This is a genomic window from Marinobacter confluentis (assembly GCF_004785685.1).
In the GTDB taxonomy this organism is placed as follows: Bacteria; Pseudomonadota; Gammaproteobacteria; order Pseudomonadales; family Oleiphilaceae; genus Marinobacter; species Marinobacter confluentis.
The window spans coordinates 269605-290712 of record NZ_SRPF01000002.1 but is presented as its reverse complement, the minus strand read 5'-3'; the positions used below and the strand labels follow the sequence as shown (position 1 = coordinate 290712).

The window sequence follows — 21108 nt, the reverse complement described above, 5'->3', positions numbered from 1 at the left end:
TCGACATTCAGTCCGAATGGGAGATTACCCGTGGCCTCCAGAACCGAGATTCTCAACACGCTGACCCAATGGCTGTCGCCTGATGACTTCAAGGACTACTGCCCGAACGGACTGCAGGTGGAAGGTTCGGATGAGGTTAGCCGTATCATCAGTGGAGTTACCGCTTCCCGGTCGCTGATTGACGCTGCGATTGAGGCGGACGCGGATATGATTCTGGTCCACCACGGCTATTTCTGGAAAGGCGAAGACCAGGCAATTCGTGGCATGAAGCGCGAGCGCATCCGGCTGCTGCTGGAGCACGACATCAATCTGGTGGCTTATCACCTGCCGCTGGATGATCACCCGGAATATGGCAATAACCGCCAGCTTGCTGACGTGTTGGGTATCCAGAACCCGCGCCCGCTCGATGGCCTGGTGTGGCAGGGTGAGCTAGAATCACCACTGACGCCGGCGGAACTGGAACAGCGGATTGCCAAGGCTCTGAGCCGACCGCCGCTGCATGTCGGCACTGGTTCAGACACTATTTCCAGGGTCGGCTGGTGTACCGGCGCCGCCCAGGGATTTATTGATAAAGCGCTGGAGGCCGGTCTGGACGCCTATATCAGCGGCGAGATCTCAGAGCCCACCACGCACACGGCGCGGGAATGCGGCATTCATTATTTTGCGGCGGGACATCACGCTACCGAGCGTTACGGGGTACAGGCGCTCGGTAGTGCGCTTGAAAGGGTATTCGGGGTAGAGCACCGGTTTATCGACTGCGATAACCCGGTGTAGTGGTCGAGGACGTTTTAATCAGGACTGCTTCTGTTTTTCCGGCATACCGAAATCTTCCGCCAGGGTGCCTTTCTCTTCTGGGTCACTTTTGGGGGCGTAGTCTCTCGGGGGTTCGGCGTTGTCGCCGTCGGATGAGCTGCCTTCAAGGCGGTCGCGGGCGTTTTCCTGCTCCAGTTCGTGCAGCCATTCCTCATCGTTGCACAGCCTGTTCGCGCCCCGGGCCATGTGCTGGTTCACGTCCCGGTAGGTGTCGTTGAAACGGCGCAGCAGATGGGCCGATTCCATAAAGTGTTCATTGACCTGCGCCTGATAGCGGGTGTATTCGTTCCTGATTTCTTCAATCTGCTGTTCTGCCCGACGCTGCCTGAGCGTAGACCCCTGGCCGGAGCGGCCAATCAGTACGCCAATGATCAGGCCGACAATCAGTGCGGCTATGGCTGCCAGAATCAGGTTATTCATAGTTCACTTCATCCTTTTATCGAATCCGCCGCAACGTGGCGACAATTTGCAAAATCGGCCACAATACGCCGCCGATATTAACGACCCCAAACCGGGATCTGCATCCATGAACGTTCAGAAAAGCACTAGCATGACACCGATTGAACGCTACCAGAAAGATCTGGAACGCCCGGAATTTCATCGCGACTCCGCTCAGGAAGATGCCGTGCGTCGTTTGCAGTCACTGTACGACAAACTGGTCGTGGCGGAAAGTGAGCGGGATAAGCCATTGGTCAAACTTCGTCTGAAGATGAAGAAGGGCCGGGAGACTCCGGTCAAGGGCCTGTACTTCTGGGGCGGTGTGGGCCGCGGCAAGACCTACCTGATGGACACTTTTTACGAAGCCCTGCCGTTTGACCGCAAAATGCGGGTTCACTTCCACCGCTTTATGCAACGGGTCCACAAGGAACTCAAGGCTCTGAAAGGTGAAAAGAATCCGCTGGATATTGTTGCGAAAAAGTTTGGTGATGAGGCGCGGGTTATCTGCTTCGACGAGTTTTTTGTCTCCGACATCGGCGATGCGATGATACTGGCCACGCTGATGGACGGCCTTTTCAGTCGCGGTGTCACCCTGGTCTGTACATCCAACATTGTGCCAGACGGCCTTTACAAGGATGGTCTGCAGCGCGCCCGCTTCCTGCCGGCCATTGAGCTGGTAAAGAAACACACCGATGTGGTGAATGTGGACGGCGGCGTCGATTACCGGCTGCGAACGCTGGAGCAGGCGGAGCTTTTTCACTATCCGCTGGATGACGATTCGGACGTCAGTCTTCAGAAAAGCTTTGATAGCCTCGCTCTGGAAGGGGGAAGTCATAGCCTCGAGTTGGAGATTAACGGCCGCAAGCTGACGGCTCTCAGCCACGCTGACGACGTGGTCTGGTTTGATTTCAGGACGCTCTGTGACGGCCCTCGGAGCCAGAACGATTACATCGAGCTGGCGCGGGAATTTCATGCGGTCATCATCAGCAATGTCCCGGTGATGGGAAAGAACAACGAGGATCAGGCGCGACGCTTCATCAATCTGATCGACGAATTCTACGACCGCAACGTCAAGGTCATCCTGTCGGCGGAGGCGGCGATCACCGACCTCTACACCGGCGGCCGCCTGGCCTTCGAGTTTGAACGCACTGAATCGCGACTGCTGGAAATGCAGTCCCGGGAATACCTGGAAGCGCCGCACAAGGCCTGATTTAAACGAGAAAAGAGGTTTCAGAATGAGCAGTGATAACGTTGTAATTGTCAGTGGTGTACGTACCCCCATGGGCGGCTTCCAGGGTAGCCTGGCGGCGGTTTCCGCCCCTGAGCTGGGCGCCATCAGCATTGCTGAAGCGATTCGCCGTGCCGGCCTGCAGCCTGCAGACGTTCAGGAAGTGATCATGGGTAACGTGCTGCCCGCTGGTCTCAAGCAGGGCCCCGCCCGTCAGGCCATGCGCCAGGCAGGGCTGCCTGACAGCACCGGTGCTACCACCATCAACAAGCTTTGTGGCTCCGGCATGAAAGCCGCCATGTTTGCCCACGACCTGATCAAGGCGGGTACCAATGATGTGATGGTCGCTGGCGGTATGGAGAGCATGTCCAACGCCCCCTATCTGCTGCTGAACGCCCGGAAAGGGTATCGAATGGGCCCGGGTGATGCGGCACAGGACCATATGTTTCTGGACGGCCTGGAAGACGCTGAAACCGGCCGACTGATGGGCTCCTTCGCCCAGGATATGGCTGACCAGAAAGGCTACAGCCGTGAAGATATGGATGCTTACGCCATCCAGTCCCTCAAGCGCGCAAAGTCCGCCATTGAGCAGGGGCTGCTGAAAGATGAGATCATCCCGGTCACCGTCAAATCCCGAAAGGGCGATGTGGTGGTGGAACACGACGAGCAGCCGTTCAATGCCAATATCGAGAAAATCCCGAGCCTGCGGCCGGCCTTCAAGAAGGATGGTACGGTAACCGCCGCCAACGCTTCCTCTATTTCAGATGGAGCCTCGGCCCTGGTTCTGATGCGGGAATCGGAAGCGGAAAAGCGTGGGCTCAAGCCTCTGGCGCGCATTGTTGCACACAGCACCCAATCCCAGCATCCATCAGAATTTACCTGTGCGCCTGTGGGTGCCATTGAAACCCTGTTTGCTAAAACTGGCTGGACTAAAGACGACGTAGACCTGTTCGAGATTAATGAAGCTTTCGCAATGGTTGCGATGATGCCAATCCGCGAACTGGGTCTGGATCCTGAAAAAGTGAACGTTCATGGCGGGGCCTGTGCACAGGGTCATCCGGTGGGCTCAACCGGCTCGCGCCTGCTGGTAACACTGATGCATTCCCTTAAACATTACGGCAAGAAGAAGGGCGTTGCGGCACTGTGCATCGGCGGCGGCGAAGCCACTGCCATGGCCATTGAAATGCTGTAAGCCCAGCAGGTTGATTTGCATAACCCCTCTCCAACGGCTGGTTGCAACGGGATTTGTTGACTATATTGAACCGGTGCGACCGGGAACCTGCCGTTGAGAGGGGTGTAATCGTAAAATCATACTTTTGACTGATCAAAGCGCCCGATGGCGTTAGCTATAGTGCCATCATCACGAGCACTGTGCATGAAGCCTCCAAACATCGTGAATACCAATAAACAAGAGCAGCGACTCAGAACAACAATGGAGTAGCCTTCCAATGACAAGAAAAACAAACCAATGGCAGCAGTGGGTCAAATTGCCGCTGGCCGTCGCAGTAGCCGCCGGTATGTCCGGCCAGGCGTCTGCCTATTCATTCTATATCGGGGATGTGGAAGCGTCTCTGGATACGACCCTTTCTGCAGGCGCCACCTGGCGGACCAAGGAACGTCAGGATCGTCTGATTGCTCAGGGCAACCTCGGGCCGCAGTTCGTGGGAACAAACCAGGGCGCATCATCCAATAACTTTGACGACGGCAACCTCAACTTTGATCAGGGCGACACCGTCTCCAAAGTGGTTCAGGGCCGATCAGATCTGTTTCTGAACTACAACGTCGATAGCGATGTACTGACTCGAGTCGGTGCCTTTGTCCGTGGTCGTTATTACTACGACTTCGAGCTGAAAGACGAGTCACGTGAACGCCGGGAGTTAAACGACGACGCAAAAGACAATGCTTCTGGTGCCGATCTGCTTGACGCCTACGTTTTTTCGGACTGGTATTTCGGCAATGTCCCCGTCAGCATTCGTTACGGCAAACAGGTTGTTAGCTGGGGTGAGAGTACGTTTATCCAGGGCGGTATCAATACCATCAACCCGATTGATGTTCCCGCGTTCCGTGCACCTGGCGCCGAACTGAAGGACGCCCTTTTACCTGTTGAAATGTTCTACATTTCCGCAGGTGTTACCCAGAACATTACCCTTGAAGCCTTCGTCCAGACTGACTGGGAACCGGTAAAGCCAGACGACTGCGGCACATTCTTCTCCACTAACGACTTCGCGGCAGACGGGTGTGGTCCTGTCATCCTGGCTAGCGCCCAGCCGCAGGAGTTTTACCTCGATAATGGTGCCGGCCTTGCAATGAGGGCGCCAGATAAAGACGCTGACAGCAAGGATCAGTTTGGTGTCGCCATGCGCTGGTATGTCCCGGCACTGAATGACTCCGAGCTTGGCTTTTACTACATAAAGTACAATAGCCGTCTGCCTCTGGTCAGTGGCACGCTGGGCTCTGGCACCGGCGACATTGCCAATTATTACATTGAGTATCCGGAAAACATCGATCTCTACGGCATCAGTATCAACACCACCACCCCAGGCGGATGGTCTCTGGGTGCTGAGTACAGCTTCCGCGAAAATGTACCGGTCCAGTGGAGCTCGTTTGAGCTGATTCTGGGTGGTTTGCAGATTATCGATTCTGAAGGCCCTCTCAGCTTGCTGCAGATCAAGCGTGAGCAGGAAGCCGGTGTTCCGCTCGGCGCGGGTGCCTTGAGTAATCAGGAAGTGGATGGCTACGACAGGTACAACGTATCTCAGGCGCAGATGACACTGATCAAGTTCTTTGACCAGGTCATGGGTGCCAGCCGTATGTCATTCGTGTCGGAAATTGGCGGTACCTATGTTCACGACCTGCCGGGTTACGATGAAGCTCGCTATGGTCGGTCGGGCACCTTCGGGGTCGGTACTATTCCCCGCGCATCGGGAGCTGACGCCTGTTTCACGGGCTCGGATATCCTTGGCGGTGCTGGCGCCAACGCGAACACAAGTTACTGTAACAACGAAGGTTACACGACTTCTTTCTCGTGGGGTTATCGAGCTCGACTCGTCTGGGATTACCCGAACGCCATTGCTGGTATAAACCTGCAGCCGCAGCTGGCCTTCAGTCACGACGTCGAGGGTTACGCGCCGCAGCCGGCAGGAAACTTTATCGAAGACAGGAAGTCTGTTGGTATCTCCCTTCAGGGTGTTTACCAGAACAAGATTACAGGTAACATCGGCTACACCAACTTCATGGACGGCGAACCGTTCAACGAGTTGACCGACAGAGACTTCGTCAGTGCGAGCGTGTCCTACTCGTTCTAAACCCGAATGTGCCTGAAATAGTTTAACGAGGTAACTTAAATGAAACTGAACAAGACACTATTGGCTACCGGCATTCTGTCGGCAGTCATGTTCGCCGGCAACGCCTACAGCGCGGTGTCGGAGAGCGAAGCTGCGAAACTGGGCGATACGCTCACCCCGATGGGTGCGGAGAAAGCCGGCAATGGCGGCGAGATTCCGGCATGGGACGGCGGCCTGACAACTCCTCCGGCCGGTTACAAGAACGACGGTATCTATGTGAATCCTTTCCCGGACGAGCAGCCGAAGTTCACCATCGACCAGAGCAACGTTGATGAATACGCCGACAATTTGTCACCCGGCCAGATCGCAATGATCAAGCGCTACCCGGATTACAAAATGCCTGTGTACCCGACACACCGTACCGCGGCCTATCCGGAAGATGTCATGCAGGACACCATGGCAAACGCGACAACGGTCGACCTGATCAAGGATGGTAACGGTCTTGGTGATTACCAGACCGCGACTCCTTTCCCGATTCCGCAGAACGGCCTTGAGGTAATCTGGAACCACATCACCCGTTATCGCGGCGGTTCCGTTATGCGGAACGTCGGTCAGGTTACACCGACCGAAAGCGGCGATTTCAGTGTTGTGAAGTTTCAGGACGAGCTGACCTGGCGCACCTACCTGGCGGATTACGAGCCAGGCGAGGACCCCAACGTACTGTTCTACTTCAAGCAGGCCATTACTGCGCCAGCCCGCCTTGCGGGTAACGTGCTGCTGGTTCACGAAACCATTGACCAGGTTGCAGAGCCACGCCGTGCGTGGGTATACAACGCCGGTCAGCGCCGTGTTCGTCGCGCTCCTCAGGTAGCCTATGACGGACCGGGTACCGCAGCAGATGGTATGCGTACCTCAGACAACTTCGACATGTTCAACGGTGCGCCGGATCGCTACAACTGGGAACTGTTGGGTAAGAAGGAGATGTATATTCCTTACAACTCCTACAAGTTGCTGGACCGGGATCTGAGCTATGACCAGATCATCAAGGCCGGCCACATCGAGCAGAATTACACGCGCTACGAGCTGCACCGCGTATGGCATGTGCGCGCAACCCTGAAAGATGGCGAGCGTCATATTTACGCGCAGCGTGATTTCTATCTTGACGAAGACACCTGGCAGGCATCAGTGATTGATCACTATGACGGCCGTGGTGAACTCTGGCGTGTTGCTGAAGCCCATGCCCTGCAGTTCTACGACCAGATTGTGCCCTGGTATGCGATCGAGACCCTGTACGATCTGTTGTCTGGCCGTTACCTGGTGCTTGGTCTGACCAACGAAGAGCCCGAGCCGTACACCTTCGGTGTAGAGCGTCGGTCACGCGAGTACACGCCTTCGGCACTGCGCCGTGCGGGTACCCGCTAGTCAGACGTACATCGCGCGGTCCTGAGCTGCGCGATGGTTTGAAATTAAAGGCGAGCCTACGGCTCGCCTTTTTTCGTTGTGGTTCCGAGTCTTTTTTGCAGCCCGACCCATTCTTGGTTTAACCTTCCTCTACTCATACTAAAGGCGTACCCGTAGTCGGTCGCCAACAATGACTGTTCAGTCAGAGCTACTTTTTACCGGATGGAAGGGAAAATGCCCGGGTGTCCGGAATTCAACGGGGCAAAGCGTGAAACCATTTGATGATGGCAGTGCCGCCAACGATGAGTTCCAGTCTGTTCTTGGGGGTTCTTATCGGGGTGAGCTCGTTAAAGATTTATTACGCCAGCGCGTTCGAATGCCAGACCCGGTTGCGGATTATCTGGCCCGGCCCGGATTAACCGGGAAAATACGACAGGCTTGTGAGCCTGGCAAAATACTTTTTCTGGAGTCACCGCCCGGTTTTGGCAAATCCCACGGGCTTTGTGCCGCATTCCATGAATCGGAGACCGGCGCCGATCGGATCAGATGGATATCACTGACAGGCCAGGAAAACGATGCGGGCCGCTTGCTTGCGCTGATCGAAATAGCCTTAACCTCAAGGGCGACTACTCGTCTCCGGGGGCAGCAGAATGCCTCGAGTTATACCGATGCGCTGTCAGTGCTGCTGTCAGGTGTTGCGGCTTCCGGTGCGGAAGATTCCCGCTTTCTGGTTATCGATAATGTCGGCAGTATTGCCCATCCGGCCTCTACCGCGCTATTGCATCAATTGGTTGTGGAAACGCCAGCCAACCTGTCGCTGATACTGGTGTCGCGCAAGCCACTGCCGTTTGAGACCCATTCCCTGGAGCTGGCGGGCCGGTTCAGGCGCCTGGGCGCCGAAGATCTGGAACTCACACGGTCTGAAACCTTTGAATTTTTCGGCGACAGCCTCACCAGCCAGAAGCTGACCACCGTTACCATCGAGCATCTGCACGCTTTGACCGAGGGCTGGCTGACACCTCTTGGCCTCTATCAGAGGGAATTGCAGGAATCGACGGAATCCAGACTTCCGATTCAGGATTCGGCCAGTGTTGAACGTTTTCTCAGGGATGCCGTTCTGATTCCACTGACTCCGGGCCAGCAGCGTTCACTCAGGATTATGGCAGAGCTGGACGTGGTGTCTGACGAACTGTTTCTGGCGCTGGCGGATTCTGCCTGTGATCATGCTTTCAGGCCCTCCGCTGCATCAGAGGCAGGTATTCCATTGCGCGCGATCCCGGGCAGAGGGCGGTGGTACCGGTTCAATCCACTGGTTCATGAATGGCTTCAGACGCCGGTAATGGCAGGACTGGAGGAGAGGGCGCTGAGGGCCAGCCGCTGGTTCAATCACCGGGGCCGGTTCCCTGAAGCGCTTAGATACGCACTGATGGCCAATGCCCATGATGAGGCCATGCAGATCGCGTCAGATGCCTCAGAAGCGCTGTTGATCGGCCAGGATACCGCATCATTGCTGGCGCTGAGGCAGAGCCTGCCCATGGACCTGTTTGAGCAGAGCCCTCGCCTGAAGATTGTGTATGGCTGGGTCCACGCCATTGGTGGGCAGTTTGCCCGGGCCCGTGCTCTGATTGACGACCTTGCGACGACGGCGGATCAGGCCCTCCAGGGCCGAGTCGATGCCCTGCGGGCGTTCATACTGCGAGGTGAGGGGGCGGTTCTGGAGGCGCTGGAAGTGGCGGATCGGGCTCTGGCTTCGGCGGATCTATCCGCTCAGGGACGATTGGTGACAGAGCTCGTCCGTTCCAGTGCCATGTGTGCCCAGGGCAATTTCACTCAGGCCCGGGAAGCGAACCGCAACGCTGCCCGTCTGGCCAGAGAAGCCGGGGATAACGGTTCTGAAACCCTGGCGGTTTATGCCCATGCCCGAATAGAACTGGGTAAGGGTGCGTTGCGCCATGCCGAACAGCTGCTCAGAACAGGCCTGGATACAGCCATCAACGAGGCCGCACGCTCTGCCCGGGTTGGCGAGGTGCGCCTGCAGTTGCACCTGGTGATTGTGCTCTGGCACCAGGGCCGGGAACGGGAAGCCGACCGACTGCTGGTAAACTGTGTCCGCCATGCAGAGCAGACTCGTGATCTGGCCCTGCTGTTAGCCATGTCTCTTAGGGTGCTGATCTGTCGGACACATGAGAGACTCGACGAAGCCTTTACCTGGATCGGCCGGGCGGAACGAACCATGCAGGCCTGGAAGGTAGATGCGTCGGTCTATGTCCCGGTGCTGGAGGCATTGAAAGGCAGCACCTGGCTGGTTTCTGGCCAGATTGAGGCCGCTACCCAGGCGCTTGAGCGGCTGGGCCCCTGGCGGTCTGCCAACTGCGTTCCTGACATGTTTCCGATGATGCCGGGGCTGCTGGATTGCCTGCAGGCCCGGCTGGAGATGGCAAACCAGAAGGACGAATGCGCAGCGCGGACTCTGAAAGCCATCCGTGACAGGCATCATGAAATGGTGCCGTTCGGCCTGGAGCTTCATGTTCGCCTTCTGGAGAGCGTCATCGCGTCGCGCCAAAAGGGCATGCCGGCTGGGCAGAAAGCTCTGGCAGCTGCCATTGATTTGGCAGCCGGCGAGCATTACCTGAGCCCCTTCACCGAGTTGAGGCGGGAGCTGCAACCTTTGATGGAAAAGGCGTGGCCCCACCTGCCGCGGCTGCCGTTCGTCGATGAAATCGGGCGTGTTTACGGAATCAGGACCGCCCCGGTGGTCGAAACCGCGCAACTGGCGGAGCCCATCAGTGATCGAGAGCAGGGCGTGCTGGAACTAATCGCACAGGGCCTGTCGAACCAGGACATCGCAGACAAGCTGCATATATCGCTGCACACGGTGAAAACCCACGCTCGAAGAATCAACGCCAAACTGGAAGTAAAATCCAGAACCCAGGCGATTGTCAGGGCCAGAGAGCTTGGGTTGCTATAAACCCCGGGTTTCCCGAAGCAGCTCGTCTATTCGCGCGTCTTTTTCTAGCCAGATCTGTCCGACCCAGCGCTGGAAATCCGCTCTCACTTTCGGGCTGCTCTGATAGTCCATTCCCAGGAATCGTCCCGGAATTTCGCGGGTCCTGATATCGATCACGATGTGATGAATGCGCCCGCACAGGTAATCCCAGATGCCTTTACGGCTGTCGGGATACACAATGGTCACGTCCAGCATGGTGGTCAGGGAATCACCCATGGCTTCCAGAACAAAAGCGGTTCCGCCAGCCCTGGGTTTCAGCAGGTGGCGATAAGGGGATTTCTGGGCGGATTGCTTGGCCGGGGTGAAGCGTGTCCCTTCCATAAAATTGAAGATGGTCACCGGGGTAAAGCGGAATTTTTCGCACGCGGCCCGGGTGGCTTCAATATCACGGCCTTTCAGGCTCGGGTTTCTGGCAATCTGATCCTTGGTGTGGCGTTGCATGAACGGAAAATCCAGCGCCCACCAGGCAATGCCCAGAAACGGCACCCAGATCAGCTGCTGTTTCAGGAAAAACTTTAACAGGGGTATCCGGCTGTTCAGCACGTGCTGGATTGCCGGGATGTCGGTCCAGCTCTGGTGGTTGCAGGTCACAAAATACCACTGGTCCTTCCGGAGATCGGCGACCCCTCGCACATCCCAGGTGACCTGGTGAAGCGTGTCGGCGAGAAGATTATTGAAGCCGATCCACAGCCAGGCGATCCGGTTCAGAACAACGGTACAAGCTTTACGAACGCCTGGAACCGGAATGACCAGCTTCAGAACCGCAAAAACAATCAGTATCGGAAACAGCCACAGCGTATTCAGCAGAATCAACGTTATGGCCAGGGCTCCCTTTACCGGCCCTGGTAGAAGCGTCTTGATCAAATCATCCCTCGTTCGTAGCGGGCTCCAGTTCACCCTGGCCGGGTAGCAGGGCTTTTTCCTGGCTGCTGGAGGCCAGCTGCACCAGATCACTGGCGCTGATCTTCAGCGCGGTGTTGCGGAAGTCGCGGTCGTATTCCAGAAGTTTGTTAAAGGTAATCATGCTGCGAATTTCGCTGATGTATTCCTCGCCCCTTTCGGAGTAACTGCTGAGGCCGGCGGCCAGTGCTGTGCCACTGCTAAACTGCCCTTTCTCCCGGGCTGCCCGGCGCAGATCGCGAACCTCCTGGTAAGCCGGGTGGCGGTTGAGATTCTGGATATAGCTGGTGATTGAGCGGTAAGGTGAGGAAAAGGCAGCTACCTCATGGTTCTTACCTTCCTCCCGGCCCTGGGGAACAACGCCACAACCCTTGGAGAAGCACCACTGGCCGAACAGATTATTGCCCTTCAGGGCAAATCTCGATGTGCCCCAGGCAGATTCATTGGCAGCCTGGGCCATGATCAGTGAGGGCGGAATAACATCAAGCCGGGCACGCAGGCGCCGGAACATTTCGTCGCTGCCTGGATCTTCGTCCACCCGCAGACGTTCGGCCTGGCGTTCCAGCCAGCTGGTTTCCGATTTCGACAGTGTTTCTTTACGGCTCAAGGTTTCCAGGTACTGGCGTTCAATCAGAATTCGGGAATTGGCCAGAACAATGCGAGGGTAGAGATAGGAGAAGAAAGCATTTTTCTTTTCGCTGACGTCCTGGAAGCGGGAAAAGTCCGGAAGACCTGCTTCGGCCCAGCGCGGCAGGGAGGGTAACGCATCCAGCGTAATGTCCTCACCGGCTCCGCCAATACCCCTGTCGGGACTCGGTACGTGAATGGCGCCCCAGATTGCAAATGCAACCAGCGGAAAAACAAGCAATAGCGCCCTGATGCCAGCGGACATAAACCCTCTCATTGTTCTGAATTCAGTCGGAATTATAGCAGGGTCTACGTCGCTTTTGCGCCTGTGGCCCATTCCCGGACTGGCAGATTCAGTCGGGAACCCGTGTCGCCAGTACCAGTCCGAGCAATTCATCGTTCGCTGTACTCTGGCGAACCTGCAGATAGAACTGGTCCCGATCCCTGGTGTAGAAACCGGTCAGTGTCAGGCCGGTTGTAGTGAAGCTGGCTGCTCCAGAGCTGTCGCCGGAATAGGATAGCGACACCGGCCCTGAAGTTTCGCCTGAGGGCTCTGACACGGTTTCTGCGCTTACATCATGCACCACGTTGAGCTGGTTCGGGGACAGGCTGGCGGTACTCAGAGAGTTGATCGTGAGCAGGGCGTTGTCGAAATGGGATAGGCGGTTTGAGTCGGCCGCCATGGCCATGCCAACACCCTGCAGGCGGAAGCGACCTGAGTCTGGTCTGGCGGAATCCGCCTGTTCACTGGCAATCAGAATGCCCTTGCCAAGACTGGCCGTGTCGATATTGAAGGCCATGAAGGTGCCTTCAGGCGTGGTGGCGCCCATGCCGATCTGAGGCTCTGCATCCGGGCCGCTGACGCTGTCCCGGTCCAGGTTCAACCGGCCAAGGCTTTTCAGCGCCTGGCCTTCGCCAGCGCTGAACACCCGGGAACGGCGTTCGCTGATAAGCCAGCTGGCATCTCGTAATCCCGGATTGTCCGCCGGTGCGCGCGTGGTTACGGCGCCGGTGTTGTTGCGGCTGACGGCGCTGGAGGCCATTGTCTGGGTGACCGTGCCGGCAGACACCGCCCAGTCGCCCACGCCGGACTCTACAACCATGACTTCCGATGGACAGCCCTGGGCCGAGCAGCCGTTCATCTGTGCGGTCAGGTACACCACGTTGTAATCGCGGCTGTCCAGAATGCCGGCGTCAAAGTTGTCCGACCGCAGAAGATTCAGTTCCAGCACAGAAAGGTAATGATTCTCCAGTGTCGCTTCCCGCTTCAGTTGCCGGTTCTCTGAGACCAGTTCAATGGCCTTGCCGGCGGTGAAATAGCCACTGACTACGCGGTCTGGCAGTGTGTCATTCTCTTGCGTTGTTGGGAGGAAGGCGTCCAGATAATAGGGGTTACGGGTCCAGCCGATGATTTCGGACGAACCCTCTCCGGTGATGCTCTGAAAAAGCGCCCGGCCTGCCAGCAGACGATTATCGTTTTCGATAGTGGCGGCGCCTGGCGCGGATGAATGGGTGTTGAGTTCCCAGAAGTTGCGCTCGAAGAACTCGTTGCTGGCGCTGTGGATCAGGGTTTCCCGGTTGTAGGGGATGTCACTGGCCAGCGAGGTCACCAGAATATTGAACACGTCGAAGCTGGTCAGGGTCAGGCCCGGGTAGAAATAACCGGTTCCGTTGGTGTCGCTGACGGTTTCTTCAGCCGCTGACCGGACGCCCCATTGCCCGGCATTCACCAGAGAAGACTCGCGGAAAGTCTGGCCAAGCTCGGCAATCCACAGCACCGTGTTGTAATCAGCGGAACTGGCGCTGATGCGCCCGGAAGACTCCTGCCCGAGCAGGGCGTAATCCGCCATGGAAGCGACATAGCTTGCAAAGTCTGCGCGCTCATCCAGAAAAGCAACGGCCTGCTGAACGTCCAGGGTGGCGGGGATGTCGATCTCGAAATCGTGGACCTGGTCGGCCAAAGTGCCCCAGACATACTTGTTCAGGCACAGGGAGCCGCCGGCGTCATCGACGCAATCCAGAATCTGCTGGAACTGCTGCGGCGAATAAGCTCCCAGGGTTTCTGCGGCAAGGTATTCCGAGAAGGGGTTGATCTTCACGTCCCGATCCGAATCAGCCGCCAGGGATCGCAGTCTCTCGCCCCCGTAGCTGGCCTCGACAATGACGTCCGGCCCCAGTGGCAGTCCGTCGTTGAAGGTGATGATCGAGCGCTTATTGCCTTCAGACTGTATGCGAACCGATGGAAAATCCAGCGGCCGCAGACTTTCATCGGTCTGGTAAACGGCCAGGCTTTCGGGTTCGACAATGCGAAGGTTTCGACGGGTTTTCTCACCATCCGGACCAACCGCTTCCGGCACTTCGAGGGTTACGCGGATCTGGTTGGCTTCCAGTTGTGCAGACTGGCTGCTATCGCCGGTGCTGCTTTCGGAGAAATCGTTCAGTGAGTTTTCACCGGGTGGAAAGCTGTTGCCTCGGCTGGCGGCATCGTCCAGTGCGTCGTTGTCGAGACTGCATCCGGTTAGCAGGATGGAGAGGGTGAAAAGCGAAGCCGATGAAAATCGGAAAAATGCTGGTTGAGACTTGTCCCTGGTCATACCAAACCCTTGGTTTCTGAAATCCGGGACAAGTCTATCAGTGGGATGTTTTTCAAAGAGTGAGACACGTCAAAGACTGGGACGCGGTCACTCCTTGACTAGAGGCCGTTTTCCGATCAGCGGATCAGAAGAACAGCTTCATACCGGCGAGCAGACCTTCGTCCAGATCCAGATCACCGCGACCGTCAAAATCCGTATTGAGGTAACGATAGCCCACGAAAACCTCGGCATTTCGGATAACCCGATAGTTGGCGCGTAGCTCAAGGCTGGTCATGTCGTCAGAATCACCAAACGAAAGGATGCTTGGCGCGTAGTGCAAGCCGCCGGTGAAAGAAAGCCCGGGCGCATCCGGAATGTTGACGGTGGCGAAGCCGCCAAGACCCACGGCGCCGCCGTCCAGGTTGTCATCTTCCCATCCCAGTGCCCGGACACCCAGGCCCGCTGTTGTGGGCAGATTCCCCAGCGCGGTTCGGCCCTGGGCGTGGAAATCGATGTTGCCGATATGGCGGCTGCCTTCGTGATAGGTGTAGCCGGCGCCCAGCTGCATATCCGACGTGGTTTCGAAAAAGTTGACCTGGCCCTTGGCAGAGTTGTTGGTCAGGCTGATGTCCGCATCGGCTGCAAAAACGGCGGGGCTGGCAAGCGACAGCAGAACCAGAGGAATACGGGATGCTTTCATGCGACTACCTTTCAATTTGAGTTTGGCAAATGGTAACGACACCCCGCAGGCCGCTCAACTTAAAACGGGTTAAGGGAGCCGAAAGGGTTTGAGCATTAGTGGCTTGTGGTCTCGCCACCCTGATCCAGGTCATCCGGTGAGGCGTTTTCCGCCGGAACACGATATTCCTCGTTGGCCCAGGCGCCCAGATCGATCATTTTGCACCTTTCCGAACAGAACGGTCGGTACGGGTTATTTTCATTCCATTCCACGGACTTTCGGCAGGTGGGGCAATCTACGTTCATAAAACCCTTGTCAGATACAGCGTTGATCGGCTCAGGATGAGGTGGCTTGACAGTATTGTTCCAGAACTGCTCTGAGCATTTCAATGTTTACCGGTTTGGCAACGAACGAGTCCATTCCTGCCTCACGACAGAGTTCTTCATCTTTTTCCATGGCGCTGGCAGTCAGTGCGACCACGGGCACCCGGGGCCGGCCCTGGCTGATCTCCCACTGACGCAGTCGCCTGGTGGCCTCAAAGCCATCCACACGGGGCATCACGCAGTCCATGAAAATCAGGTCGAACGGGTGCCACTGCCACAGGCTGGAAGCCGCTTCACCATCGTTGGCGGTCATCACATCACAGCCCAGTTTTTCCAGCAGCCGCTGAGTCAGGGTGCGGTTAACCGGGTTATCTTCGACCAACAGCACTTTCATGCGCCCGCAGGGCAATTCCTGGCGCCGGGTATTATCGCTGACTTTCTGCAGCGAAAAGCGGGTAAGAAAGACCCGTTTATTCTTGACGGCGTCGGCAAACAGCTGGTGAAGGATTGGAGTCAGGCAGGATTCCCGCAGTGATTTGCTCAGAAAGGCATCGGCGCCGGCCTGGCGAAAGTGTTCGGCGTCCCCACGCTGGGGATTTGAAGACAGGATCAGCAGGCGGGTGTGCTCCCACTGTCGGTTGCCTCTAATCTGGCGGCAAAGCAGGTCGCTGTCCATATCCGGCACAAAGCCGTCCAGAACAATGGCGTCATAGGCGGCGTTGGCGTCTGCGGCCTGTCTCATGGAGGTCAGGGCATCGCCAGCGGACTTCACGGCTTCAATGCTGAGATCATGCCGTGACAGCATTTCCAGGGTTATTTTCCGTGACAGCTCATAGGAATCCACCACCAGAATGCGTTTGCCGCGGATCATGCTGGTATCAGGACGGCTCTGAGCGGTGCTCTCGGGCGCAACGGCAAGGGACAGTTCCACCCAGAAAGTGGAGCCTTCCCCTGGGCGGCTCTCCAGATCGAGGGTGCCGTCCATCAGGCGGACAAGCTGACGTGAAATCGTCAGGCCCAGTCCGGCCCCTGGCAGTTGGCGCTGAAACCGCTGGCCAAGCTGAACGTAGGGTTCATACACCAGCTCAACGTCTTCCGGATTAATACCGACGCCGGTGTCCTCGACGGACATTCGCAGCCTGACCGTGTTCTCCCGTCGTCCCAGCACCTCAATGCTGATCAGCACGTGGCCAGAGTCAGTGAACTTGATGGCGTTGGACGTCAGGTTCAGCAGAACCTGGCGTAGCCGGACCGGGTCCCCTTCCATGGCCCAGGGCAGGTTTTCATCGATCCTCAGTTCCAGGGCCAGGCCCTTTTCCCGGGCCCGGGCACCGAGCATGTGAACCAGATCGTTGAGGGTATCCCGCAGATCGAAGGGAATATTTTCCAGCACAAGCTTGCCGGCTTCCATGCTGGAGATGTCCAGCAGGTCATTGATGATCGAGGACAGTCCCTCCGAAGCGTTCAGCAGGGTGTGAACGTATTCTTTCTGGTCGGCATCCAGCGGGGTGTCTGACAGCAGGTTTGCGTACCCCAGTACGGATTGCAGTGGAATACGTAGTTCGTGGCTGACATTGGCCAGAAACTGGCTTTTGGCATGGTTGGCACGAACGGCTTCGTCTCTTTCATCCTGGGACTGGGCCGAGTTCTGGCGGAGCGACAGGGTGTCTTCCAGCAGCTGCAGGCGCATGGTGTTAAGGGCCTGCTCCAGTTCACTGAGCTCATCGCTTTTGGCCGGCGGCCGGCGCTTCAGTCGCAGCGGTTCGATCAGTGCATCAAGATTCAGGCGGGCGGCGTAATCGGCGATGGCTTCAAGGTGCCGCGACAGGGTAAACCGAACAATCAGCAATAGCCCCAGAGTGCCAAGCATCACGAACAGGGACTGGAATAGCAGGGTGATCAGCGCGCGGTCCAGAATCTCGGCGTAGACCGTTTCGATTGACGAGGTAACGGTCAGGTTACCCATGGGCTCCTGGTTTGTGGCGGAATCACGGTTGAACACCAGTGGAAAGGTCTGGGTGATTACCCGGCCGTCAGGATAAGTGCCGGTGCTGAACTCGTCGCCGCTGGCGGTAATGACGCGGGCGTGCTGGATGGCCGGAATCGCGCGCATGTCATCCAGGCTGTTGGCCACTTCTGAGTAGTTCATCAGCCAGAGGTTGTTGCTCATGCTGCCAGCCACCAGTTCTGCGGCCTTTTCCTGGGTGTCCCGCAGCTCGCTGGTGCGCCGGTCGACCTCGCCAATCATCTGCACGCCGGTGGCCGCGAGCGACAGTAAAACGCTGAACAGCAGAACGTACACCAGCAGCCGGGCCGCCAGTGGCCGAATACCTATGCGTCTGTCAAACCGGATCGGGGGCAAGGCACGATTCCCTGTGTCATCAGAAGCGTCGCAAAAGTCGGGAAAGCAACCGTCAAAGCAACTATTCCGCAGTCTAACAGACCGTCAGCACTTGGACACGTTCGACAGAATTTTCCCGCACAAACCGGAAACGAACGTTCAGATCGTACAGGTGGGCGCCGTAAACCCGGTCCTCCTCACGGCCGCGGCGAAAGGATGGGCGGGGGTCGTAACTGACGACGTCTTCAATCAGGCCTCTGAAGCACGGATATTGATTGGCAGGTAGTGCTGCAAGCTGCTGCTCGGCCTCTGGCAAGAACTGCACCGGCAACCTGTCTGTGGGCGCCGATTCCGCCCAGCCCAGGCCCGCTTCAGGGACTGAGTCGGCGAAGGGCAGGTAGGGTTTGATATCCAGTATGGGCGTACCCTCGATCAGGTCATGATCGCTGATTTTGAGGACCAGGTTGTCCTGATCATCGCGGCCCAGTCCCTGGTTGCGCACCACGGACAGCCCCAGGCTGTTCGGGCGAAACGGCGACCGGCTTGCAAACACACCCATCTTGCGATTTCCGCCCAGCCGCGGCGGCCGAACTACCGGGCGCCACTCCGCCCGCACGGCTTCATGAAACTGGAAAATCAGCCATAGATGGCTGGCGGTTTCCAGGCCCCTGAACGCATCTTCGCGGTTGTAGGGTGGCTCAATCACCAGTTGCGCGTGGGCGTGTCGGGTCAGGCCCGGCTGACGGGGCACAGCAAACTTGTCCCGGAAACAGGACCGGGTAATGGCAATGGGGGTTAATGTGAGAGCCTCGCCAGCGGGCCGGGCAGGGTGTCTGCTCATAATCTGGGTACGGTTTGGTGGTTGGGGCAGTCGCCGGGAAAATGTTCAAAGCAGCCTACCAGACGCGATCAATACTGCCAGAAAAATAGAGTTCGATCCTGAGTATCAGTGAGCCACGGTCTTTGAAACTCTCAGATCTGGGGAACTCCACCGCCGGAATAATCTCACCGAACAGCCAGTCATTGTGAATTCGATAACGCCAGGTCAGGTCGGCAAACAGGCTGGTGTGGCGCCAGTTTGGCTGGCTTTCTCCGATCAGGCCCAGCCGGGGGTTGATGGTGGCGCGGTTGTTCAGCCGTTTATAGCTGCTGAGCACCTGGGAAAACACGAATTTCCGATCGTCGTGAAGCCATTCCAGTTCAGACGCCAGCAGACCCTGCCACCCGTTGCCCAGGTCCCGTCCGGCGCCGAAGGAGCTTCGGGCGCCCCAGCCATCCTGATGGAAGTAATAAAGGCGCTGCTTGACCGCAAAGTTCCACGGGGACCCGGTTTCATCCCAGCGCTTCTCGGCCGTCGCCCGCCAGAAGGCGTCAGCGGGAATCCGCAGCCGTACGCCGACATCGTTACTCAGGTTGATGGCGTCACCAACACTGGACAGCACCCGCAAGGCGCCGGTGGCCTGGGTTTCGCTTCGTTCTTCGTTGGTAATCTGGCGGATTCGCCGGCGCTCTTCCAGAGGAATCAGTTCGTCACTTTCGCTCTCCACGACCAGCCGGAGTTTATGTTCGACTGTGGGAAGTTCCAGGCGGAATTTCACCTCGGGGTCGAACTGTGCCGGGTCGCCGTATTCTGATTCGGTGGCGAAGCCAAGGCGAACATAACTCTCATTGCCGGGTAGCGCCTGCTGGCTTCCGGATAGCGTGCGGTCGGCCCATTCGCCGAGGGACTGGATGCGCTGGCCCTGGGTCCTCTCCTGCTGGATGACCCAGTTTGAGAAACTGAGCCAATAGGAATCCCTGGGTTCACGCCAGTACTCATCCGGTGCAAAGTTGTAAAAAGAAGCGGGCAGGTCTTCGGGCAGAAGCTCGGGGTTTTCCCTGTCGATAGTGACCGGCGGGGTCTGGGCGCCGTGGGTGACGGTCGCGATTGCCATCGCAAGTGCGGCGATGAGCTTCGGCCAGTCACAGACACATCGCAGAAGGTCAGATAGGGTCAATCAGGCTGTCCGTTGAAATTCCGTTGTTAATTGAGCGTGAATGGCAGCGACCTGCGCCTTTGCCTGCTCAATGCCCGAGGCGTTGTCGATCAGATGGTCTGCCTTGCTTCGCCGGTCAGCCCGTGACAGCTGAGCATCAATAATACGCTGAATTTGCTCCCGGGAATTGCCGTCTCTGGCCCGGGTTCGTTCGATCTGTACCTCAACGGGAACATCGATAACCAGCACCCGCTCAACCAGTTCGTGCTGATCAGTCTCCAGAAGCAGTGGCGATACCAGAAGGGTATAGGGCAATGGGTAGTTTTTCGGGTGAAGCTGCCGGATCATTGATTCGCGAATCAGCGGGTGCAGCAATTGCTCCAGCCACTTTCGTTGGTTCTCATCCTGAAAAATCAGGGCGCGTAACGCGCCCCGGTCCAGGGCTCCGTCTGGCTGAAGAATATGGTCGCCAAAATGTGCGGCAATGGCGTCCAGCGCTGGTGTGCCTGGCTCCACAACTTCACGGGCTACGTCATCGGCATCCACCCAGTGTACGCCGTGTTCCGCAAACAAGCGCGCAATTGTGGATTTACCAGAACCTATGCCGCCGGTTAGACCAACAACGTGAATAGGGCCTTCCATCAGAGCCCCAGGTAGGCATACCAGGCGGCCTGAATCTCCGCGCCAAACCAGAGGCTCAGCAGGCCCGCAGCCGCCAGGTAGGGGCCAAAGGGAATCGGTACTTCACGGCCCTGACCCCGGAAGACAATCAGGCTGATGCCGACAATGGCACCCACCACGGAGGAGAGCAGAATCACCGCAGGCAGAAGCTGCCAGCCCAGCCAGGCACCAAGAGCAGCCAGCAGTTTGAAATCCCCATGGCCCATGCCCTCCTTGCCCGTGACCAGTTTGAACAGCCAGTAAACGGACCAGAGCGACAGGTAGCCGGCAACCGCCCCCCAGAAAGCACTACTGAAATCGGTGAACGTATTGAAGTAATTGAGCACCAGACCCAGCCACATCAGTGGCAGGGTCATGCTGTCTGGCAGCAACTGGGTGTCGAAATCAATCACCGTCAGCGCCACCAGTGCCCATACCAGCAGCAGTGCCCAGAGGGCGGCGTAGCTCGGTCCGATGATCATCACTGTGATCAGCGAGAACAGGGCTGTGACTGCCTCAATAATAGGATAACGGGGCGAAATGCCGGTTTTGCAGGACGAGCACTTACCCTTCAGCAGCAGATAGCTGATGACCGGAATGTTTTCCCAGGGCTTTATTCGATGGCCGCAGGAAGGGCAGGTTGACGCAGGGGAGGACAGGGTGACTGGCTCCTCCGGCTTCTTCTGGCCCTCCGGCAGTTCCAGGAATTCCTCACACTGGCAGCGCCAGTCCTGCTCCATCATCCTGGGCAGGCGCAGGATGACGACATTCAGGAAGCTGCCTATGCAGAGAGAGACAAAAGCAACCACCGTGAACAGTAGCCACGGCGTTGCGAACAGCGTGTCGAACATTGGCATC

Annotated in this window: 17 protein-coding genes; 6 read left to right on the top strand and 11 right to left on the bottom strand. The window is 57.5% G+C overall.

Annotated elements, in window-relative coordinates:
* Nucleotides 1-30: 30 nt before the first annotated feature.
* Complete coding sequence (locus E5Q11_RS06780) at nt 31-774, top strand: Nif3-like dinuclear metal center hexameric protein (RefSeq protein WP_135802657.1); 744 nt, start codon at nt 31-33, stop codon at nt 772-774.
* Nucleotides 775-792: 18 nt separating this feature from the next.
* On the opposite strand, the gene E5Q11_RS06775 is transcribed toward E5Q11_RS06780, so the two are convergent.
* Nucleotides 793-1233, bottom strand: coding sequence for a Z-ring associated ZapG family protein (locus E5Q11_RS06775; protein WP_135802656.1), 441 nt, complete (start codon nt 1231-1233; stop codon nt 793-795).
* 130 nt (nt 1234-1363) lie between these two features.
* Here E5Q11_RS06775 and zapE point away from each other — a divergent pair, with 130 nt between their 5' ends.
* The 5 genes from zapE (at nt 1364) to E5Q11_RS06750 (ending at nt 10132) form a co-directional block, all read left to right on the top strand.
* A complete protein-coding gene (gene zapE / locus E5Q11_RS06770; RefSeq protein ID WP_135803358.1) occupies nt 1364-2461 on the top strand; it encodes a cell division protein ZapE in 1098 nt (365 codons plus the stop codon).
* 25 nt (nt 2462-2486) lie between these two features.
* Nucleotides 2487-3671 carry a thiolase family protein gene (locus tag E5Q11_RS06765; RefSeq protein WP_135802655.1) on the top strand — a complete coding sequence of 395 codons (1185 nt, stop codon included), beginning with the start codon at nt 2487-2489 and terminating at the stop codon, nt 3669-3671.
* A 256-nt stretch (nt 3672-3927) separates the two neighbouring features.
* Nucleotides 3928-5784 (top strand): DUF1302 domain-containing protein, encoded by a 1857-nt coding sequence (locus E5Q11_RS06760; protein ID WP_135802654.1) that lies wholly within the window; start codon nt 3928-3930, stop codon nt 5782-5784.
* Nucleotides 5785-5823: 39 nt separating this feature from the next.
* The gene (locus tag E5Q11_RS06755) at nt 5824-7185 is read left to right on the top strand and encodes a DUF1329 domain-containing protein (RefSeq protein WP_135802653.1); all 1362 of its coding nucleotides are present in this window, start codon (nt 5824-5826) and stop codon (nt 7183-7185) included.
* A 247-nt stretch (nt 7186-7432) separates the two neighbouring features.
* A complete protein-coding gene (locus E5Q11_RS06750; protein WP_191964422.1) occupies nt 7433-10132 on the top strand; it encodes a LuxR C-terminal-related transcriptional regulator in 2700 nt (899 codons plus the stop codon).
* Here the strand turns inward: E5Q11_RS06750 and E5Q11_RS06745 are convergent.
* From E5Q11_RS06745 to E5Q11_RS06700, 10 genes are all read right to left on the bottom strand, one after another.
* Nucleotides 10127-11032, bottom strand: coding sequence for an acyltransferase (locus E5Q11_RS06745; protein ID WP_135803357.1), 906 nt, complete (start codon nt 11030-11032; stop codon nt 10127-10129). The two genes, E5Q11_RS06750 and E5Q11_RS06745, sit on opposite strands and share 6 nt — an antisense overlap.
* 4 nt (nt 11033-11036) lie before the next feature.
* The gene (locus E5Q11_RS06740) at nt 11037-11963 is read right to left on the bottom strand and encodes a glucosaminidase domain-containing protein (protein WP_135802651.1); all 927 of its coding nucleotides are present in this window, start codon (nt 11961-11963) and stop codon (nt 11037-11039) included.
* Between the two features lie 88 nt (nt 11964-12051).
* The gene (locus tag E5Q11_RS06735) at nt 12052-14292 is read right to left on the bottom strand and encodes a hypothetical protein (protein WP_135802650.1); all 2241 of its coding nucleotides are present in this window, start codon (nt 14290-14292) and stop codon (nt 12052-12054) included.
* A 124-nt stretch (nt 14293-14416) separates the two neighbouring features.
* Nucleotides 14417-14971, bottom strand: coding sequence for a YfaZ family outer membrane protein (locus E5Q11_RS06730; protein ID WP_135802649.1), 555 nt, complete (start codon nt 14969-14971; stop codon nt 14417-14419).
* 95 nt (nt 14972-15066) lie between these two features.
* On the bottom strand, nt 15067-15255 hold the full coding sequence (gene yacG / locus E5Q11_RS06725) for a DNA gyrase inhibitor YacG (protein ID WP_135802648.1): 189 nt from the start codon (nt 15253-15255) through the stop codon (nt 15067-15069).
* 31 nt (nt 15256-15286) lie between these two features.
* Nucleotides 15287-17635: a response regulator gene (locus E5Q11_RS06720; protein ID WP_135802647.1), complete on the bottom strand. Its 2349-nt coding sequence runs from the start codon at nt 17633-17635 to the stop codon at nt 15287-15289.
* A gap of 73 nt (nt 17636-17708) precedes the next feature.
* Nucleotides 17709-18455, bottom strand: a complete 747-nt coding sequence (gene tsaA, locus E5Q11_RS06715; protein ID WP_135802646.1) for a tRNA (N6-threonylcarbamoyladenosine(37)-N6)-methyltransferase TrmO — start codon at nt 18453-18455, stop codon at nt 17709-17711.
* A gap of 55 nt (nt 18456-18510) precedes the next feature.
* Nucleotides 18511-19611 (bottom strand): hypothetical protein, encoded by a 1101-nt coding sequence (locus E5Q11_RS06710; protein WP_225314862.1) that lies wholly within the window; start codon nt 19609-19611, stop codon nt 18511-18513.
* The gene (coaE, locus tag E5Q11_RS06705) at nt 19612-20232 is read right to left on the bottom strand and encodes a dephospho-CoA kinase (protein WP_191964421.1); all 621 of its coding nucleotides are present in this window, start codon (nt 20230-20232) and stop codon (nt 19612-19614) included.
* A complete protein-coding gene (locus E5Q11_RS06700) occupies nt 20232-21107 on the bottom strand; it encodes a prepilin peptidase (protein ID WP_135802645.1) in 876 nt (291 codons plus the stop codon). Before E5Q11_RS06700 ends, coaE begins: the two co-directional genes overlap by 1 nt.
* Between the last annotated feature and the right edge of the window lies 1 nt (nt 21108).

Bases quoted from the DNA above. Each gene is read 5' to 3' on its own strand.
- E5Q11_RS06775 (WP_135802656.1), bottom strand. From the start codon at position 1,233: ATGAATAACCTGATTCTGGCAGCCATAGCCGCACTGATTGTCGGCCTG.
- zapE (WP_135803358.1), top strand. From the start codon at position 1,364: ATGACACCGATTGAACGCTACCAGAAAGATCTGGAACGCCCGGAATTT.
- E5Q11_RS06765 (WP_135802655.1), top strand. From the start codon at position 2,487: ATGAGCAGTGATAACGTTGTAATTGTCAGTGGTGTACGTACCCCCATG.
- E5Q11_RS06760 (WP_135802654.1), top strand. From the start codon at position 3,928: ATGACAAGAAAAACAAACCAATGGCAGCAGTGGGTCAAATTGCCGCTG.
- E5Q11_RS06755 (WP_135802653.1), top strand. From the start codon at position 5,824: ATGAAACTGAACAAGACACTATTGGCTACCGGCATTCTGTCGGCAGTC.
- E5Q11_RS06740 (WP_135802651.1), bottom strand. From the start codon at position 11,963: ATGTCCGCTGGCATCAGGGCGCTATTGCTTGTTTTTCCGCTGGTTGCA.
- E5Q11_RS06735 (WP_135802650.1), bottom strand. From the start codon at position 14,292: ATGACCAGGGACAAGTCTCAACCAGCATTTTTCCGATTTTCATCGGCT.
- E5Q11_RS06730 (WP_135802649.1), bottom strand. From the start codon at position 14,971: ATGAAAGCATCCCGTATTCCTCTGGTTCTGCTGTCGCTTGCCAGCCCC.
- yacG (WP_135802648.1), bottom strand. From the start codon at position 15,255: ATGAACGTAGATTGCCCCACCTGCCGAAAGTCCGTGGAATGGAATGAA.
- tsaA (WP_135802646.1), bottom strand. From the start codon at position 18,455: ATGAGCAGACACCCTGCCCGGCCCGCTGGCGAGGCTCTCACATTAACC.
- coaE (WP_191964421.1), bottom strand. From the start codon at position 20,232: ATGGAAGGCCCTATTCACGTTGTTGGTCTAACCGGCGGCATAGGTTCT.
- E5Q11_RS06700 (WP_135802645.1), bottom strand. From the start codon at position 21,107: ATGCCAATGTTCGACACGCTGTTCGCAACGCCGTGGCTACTGTTCACG.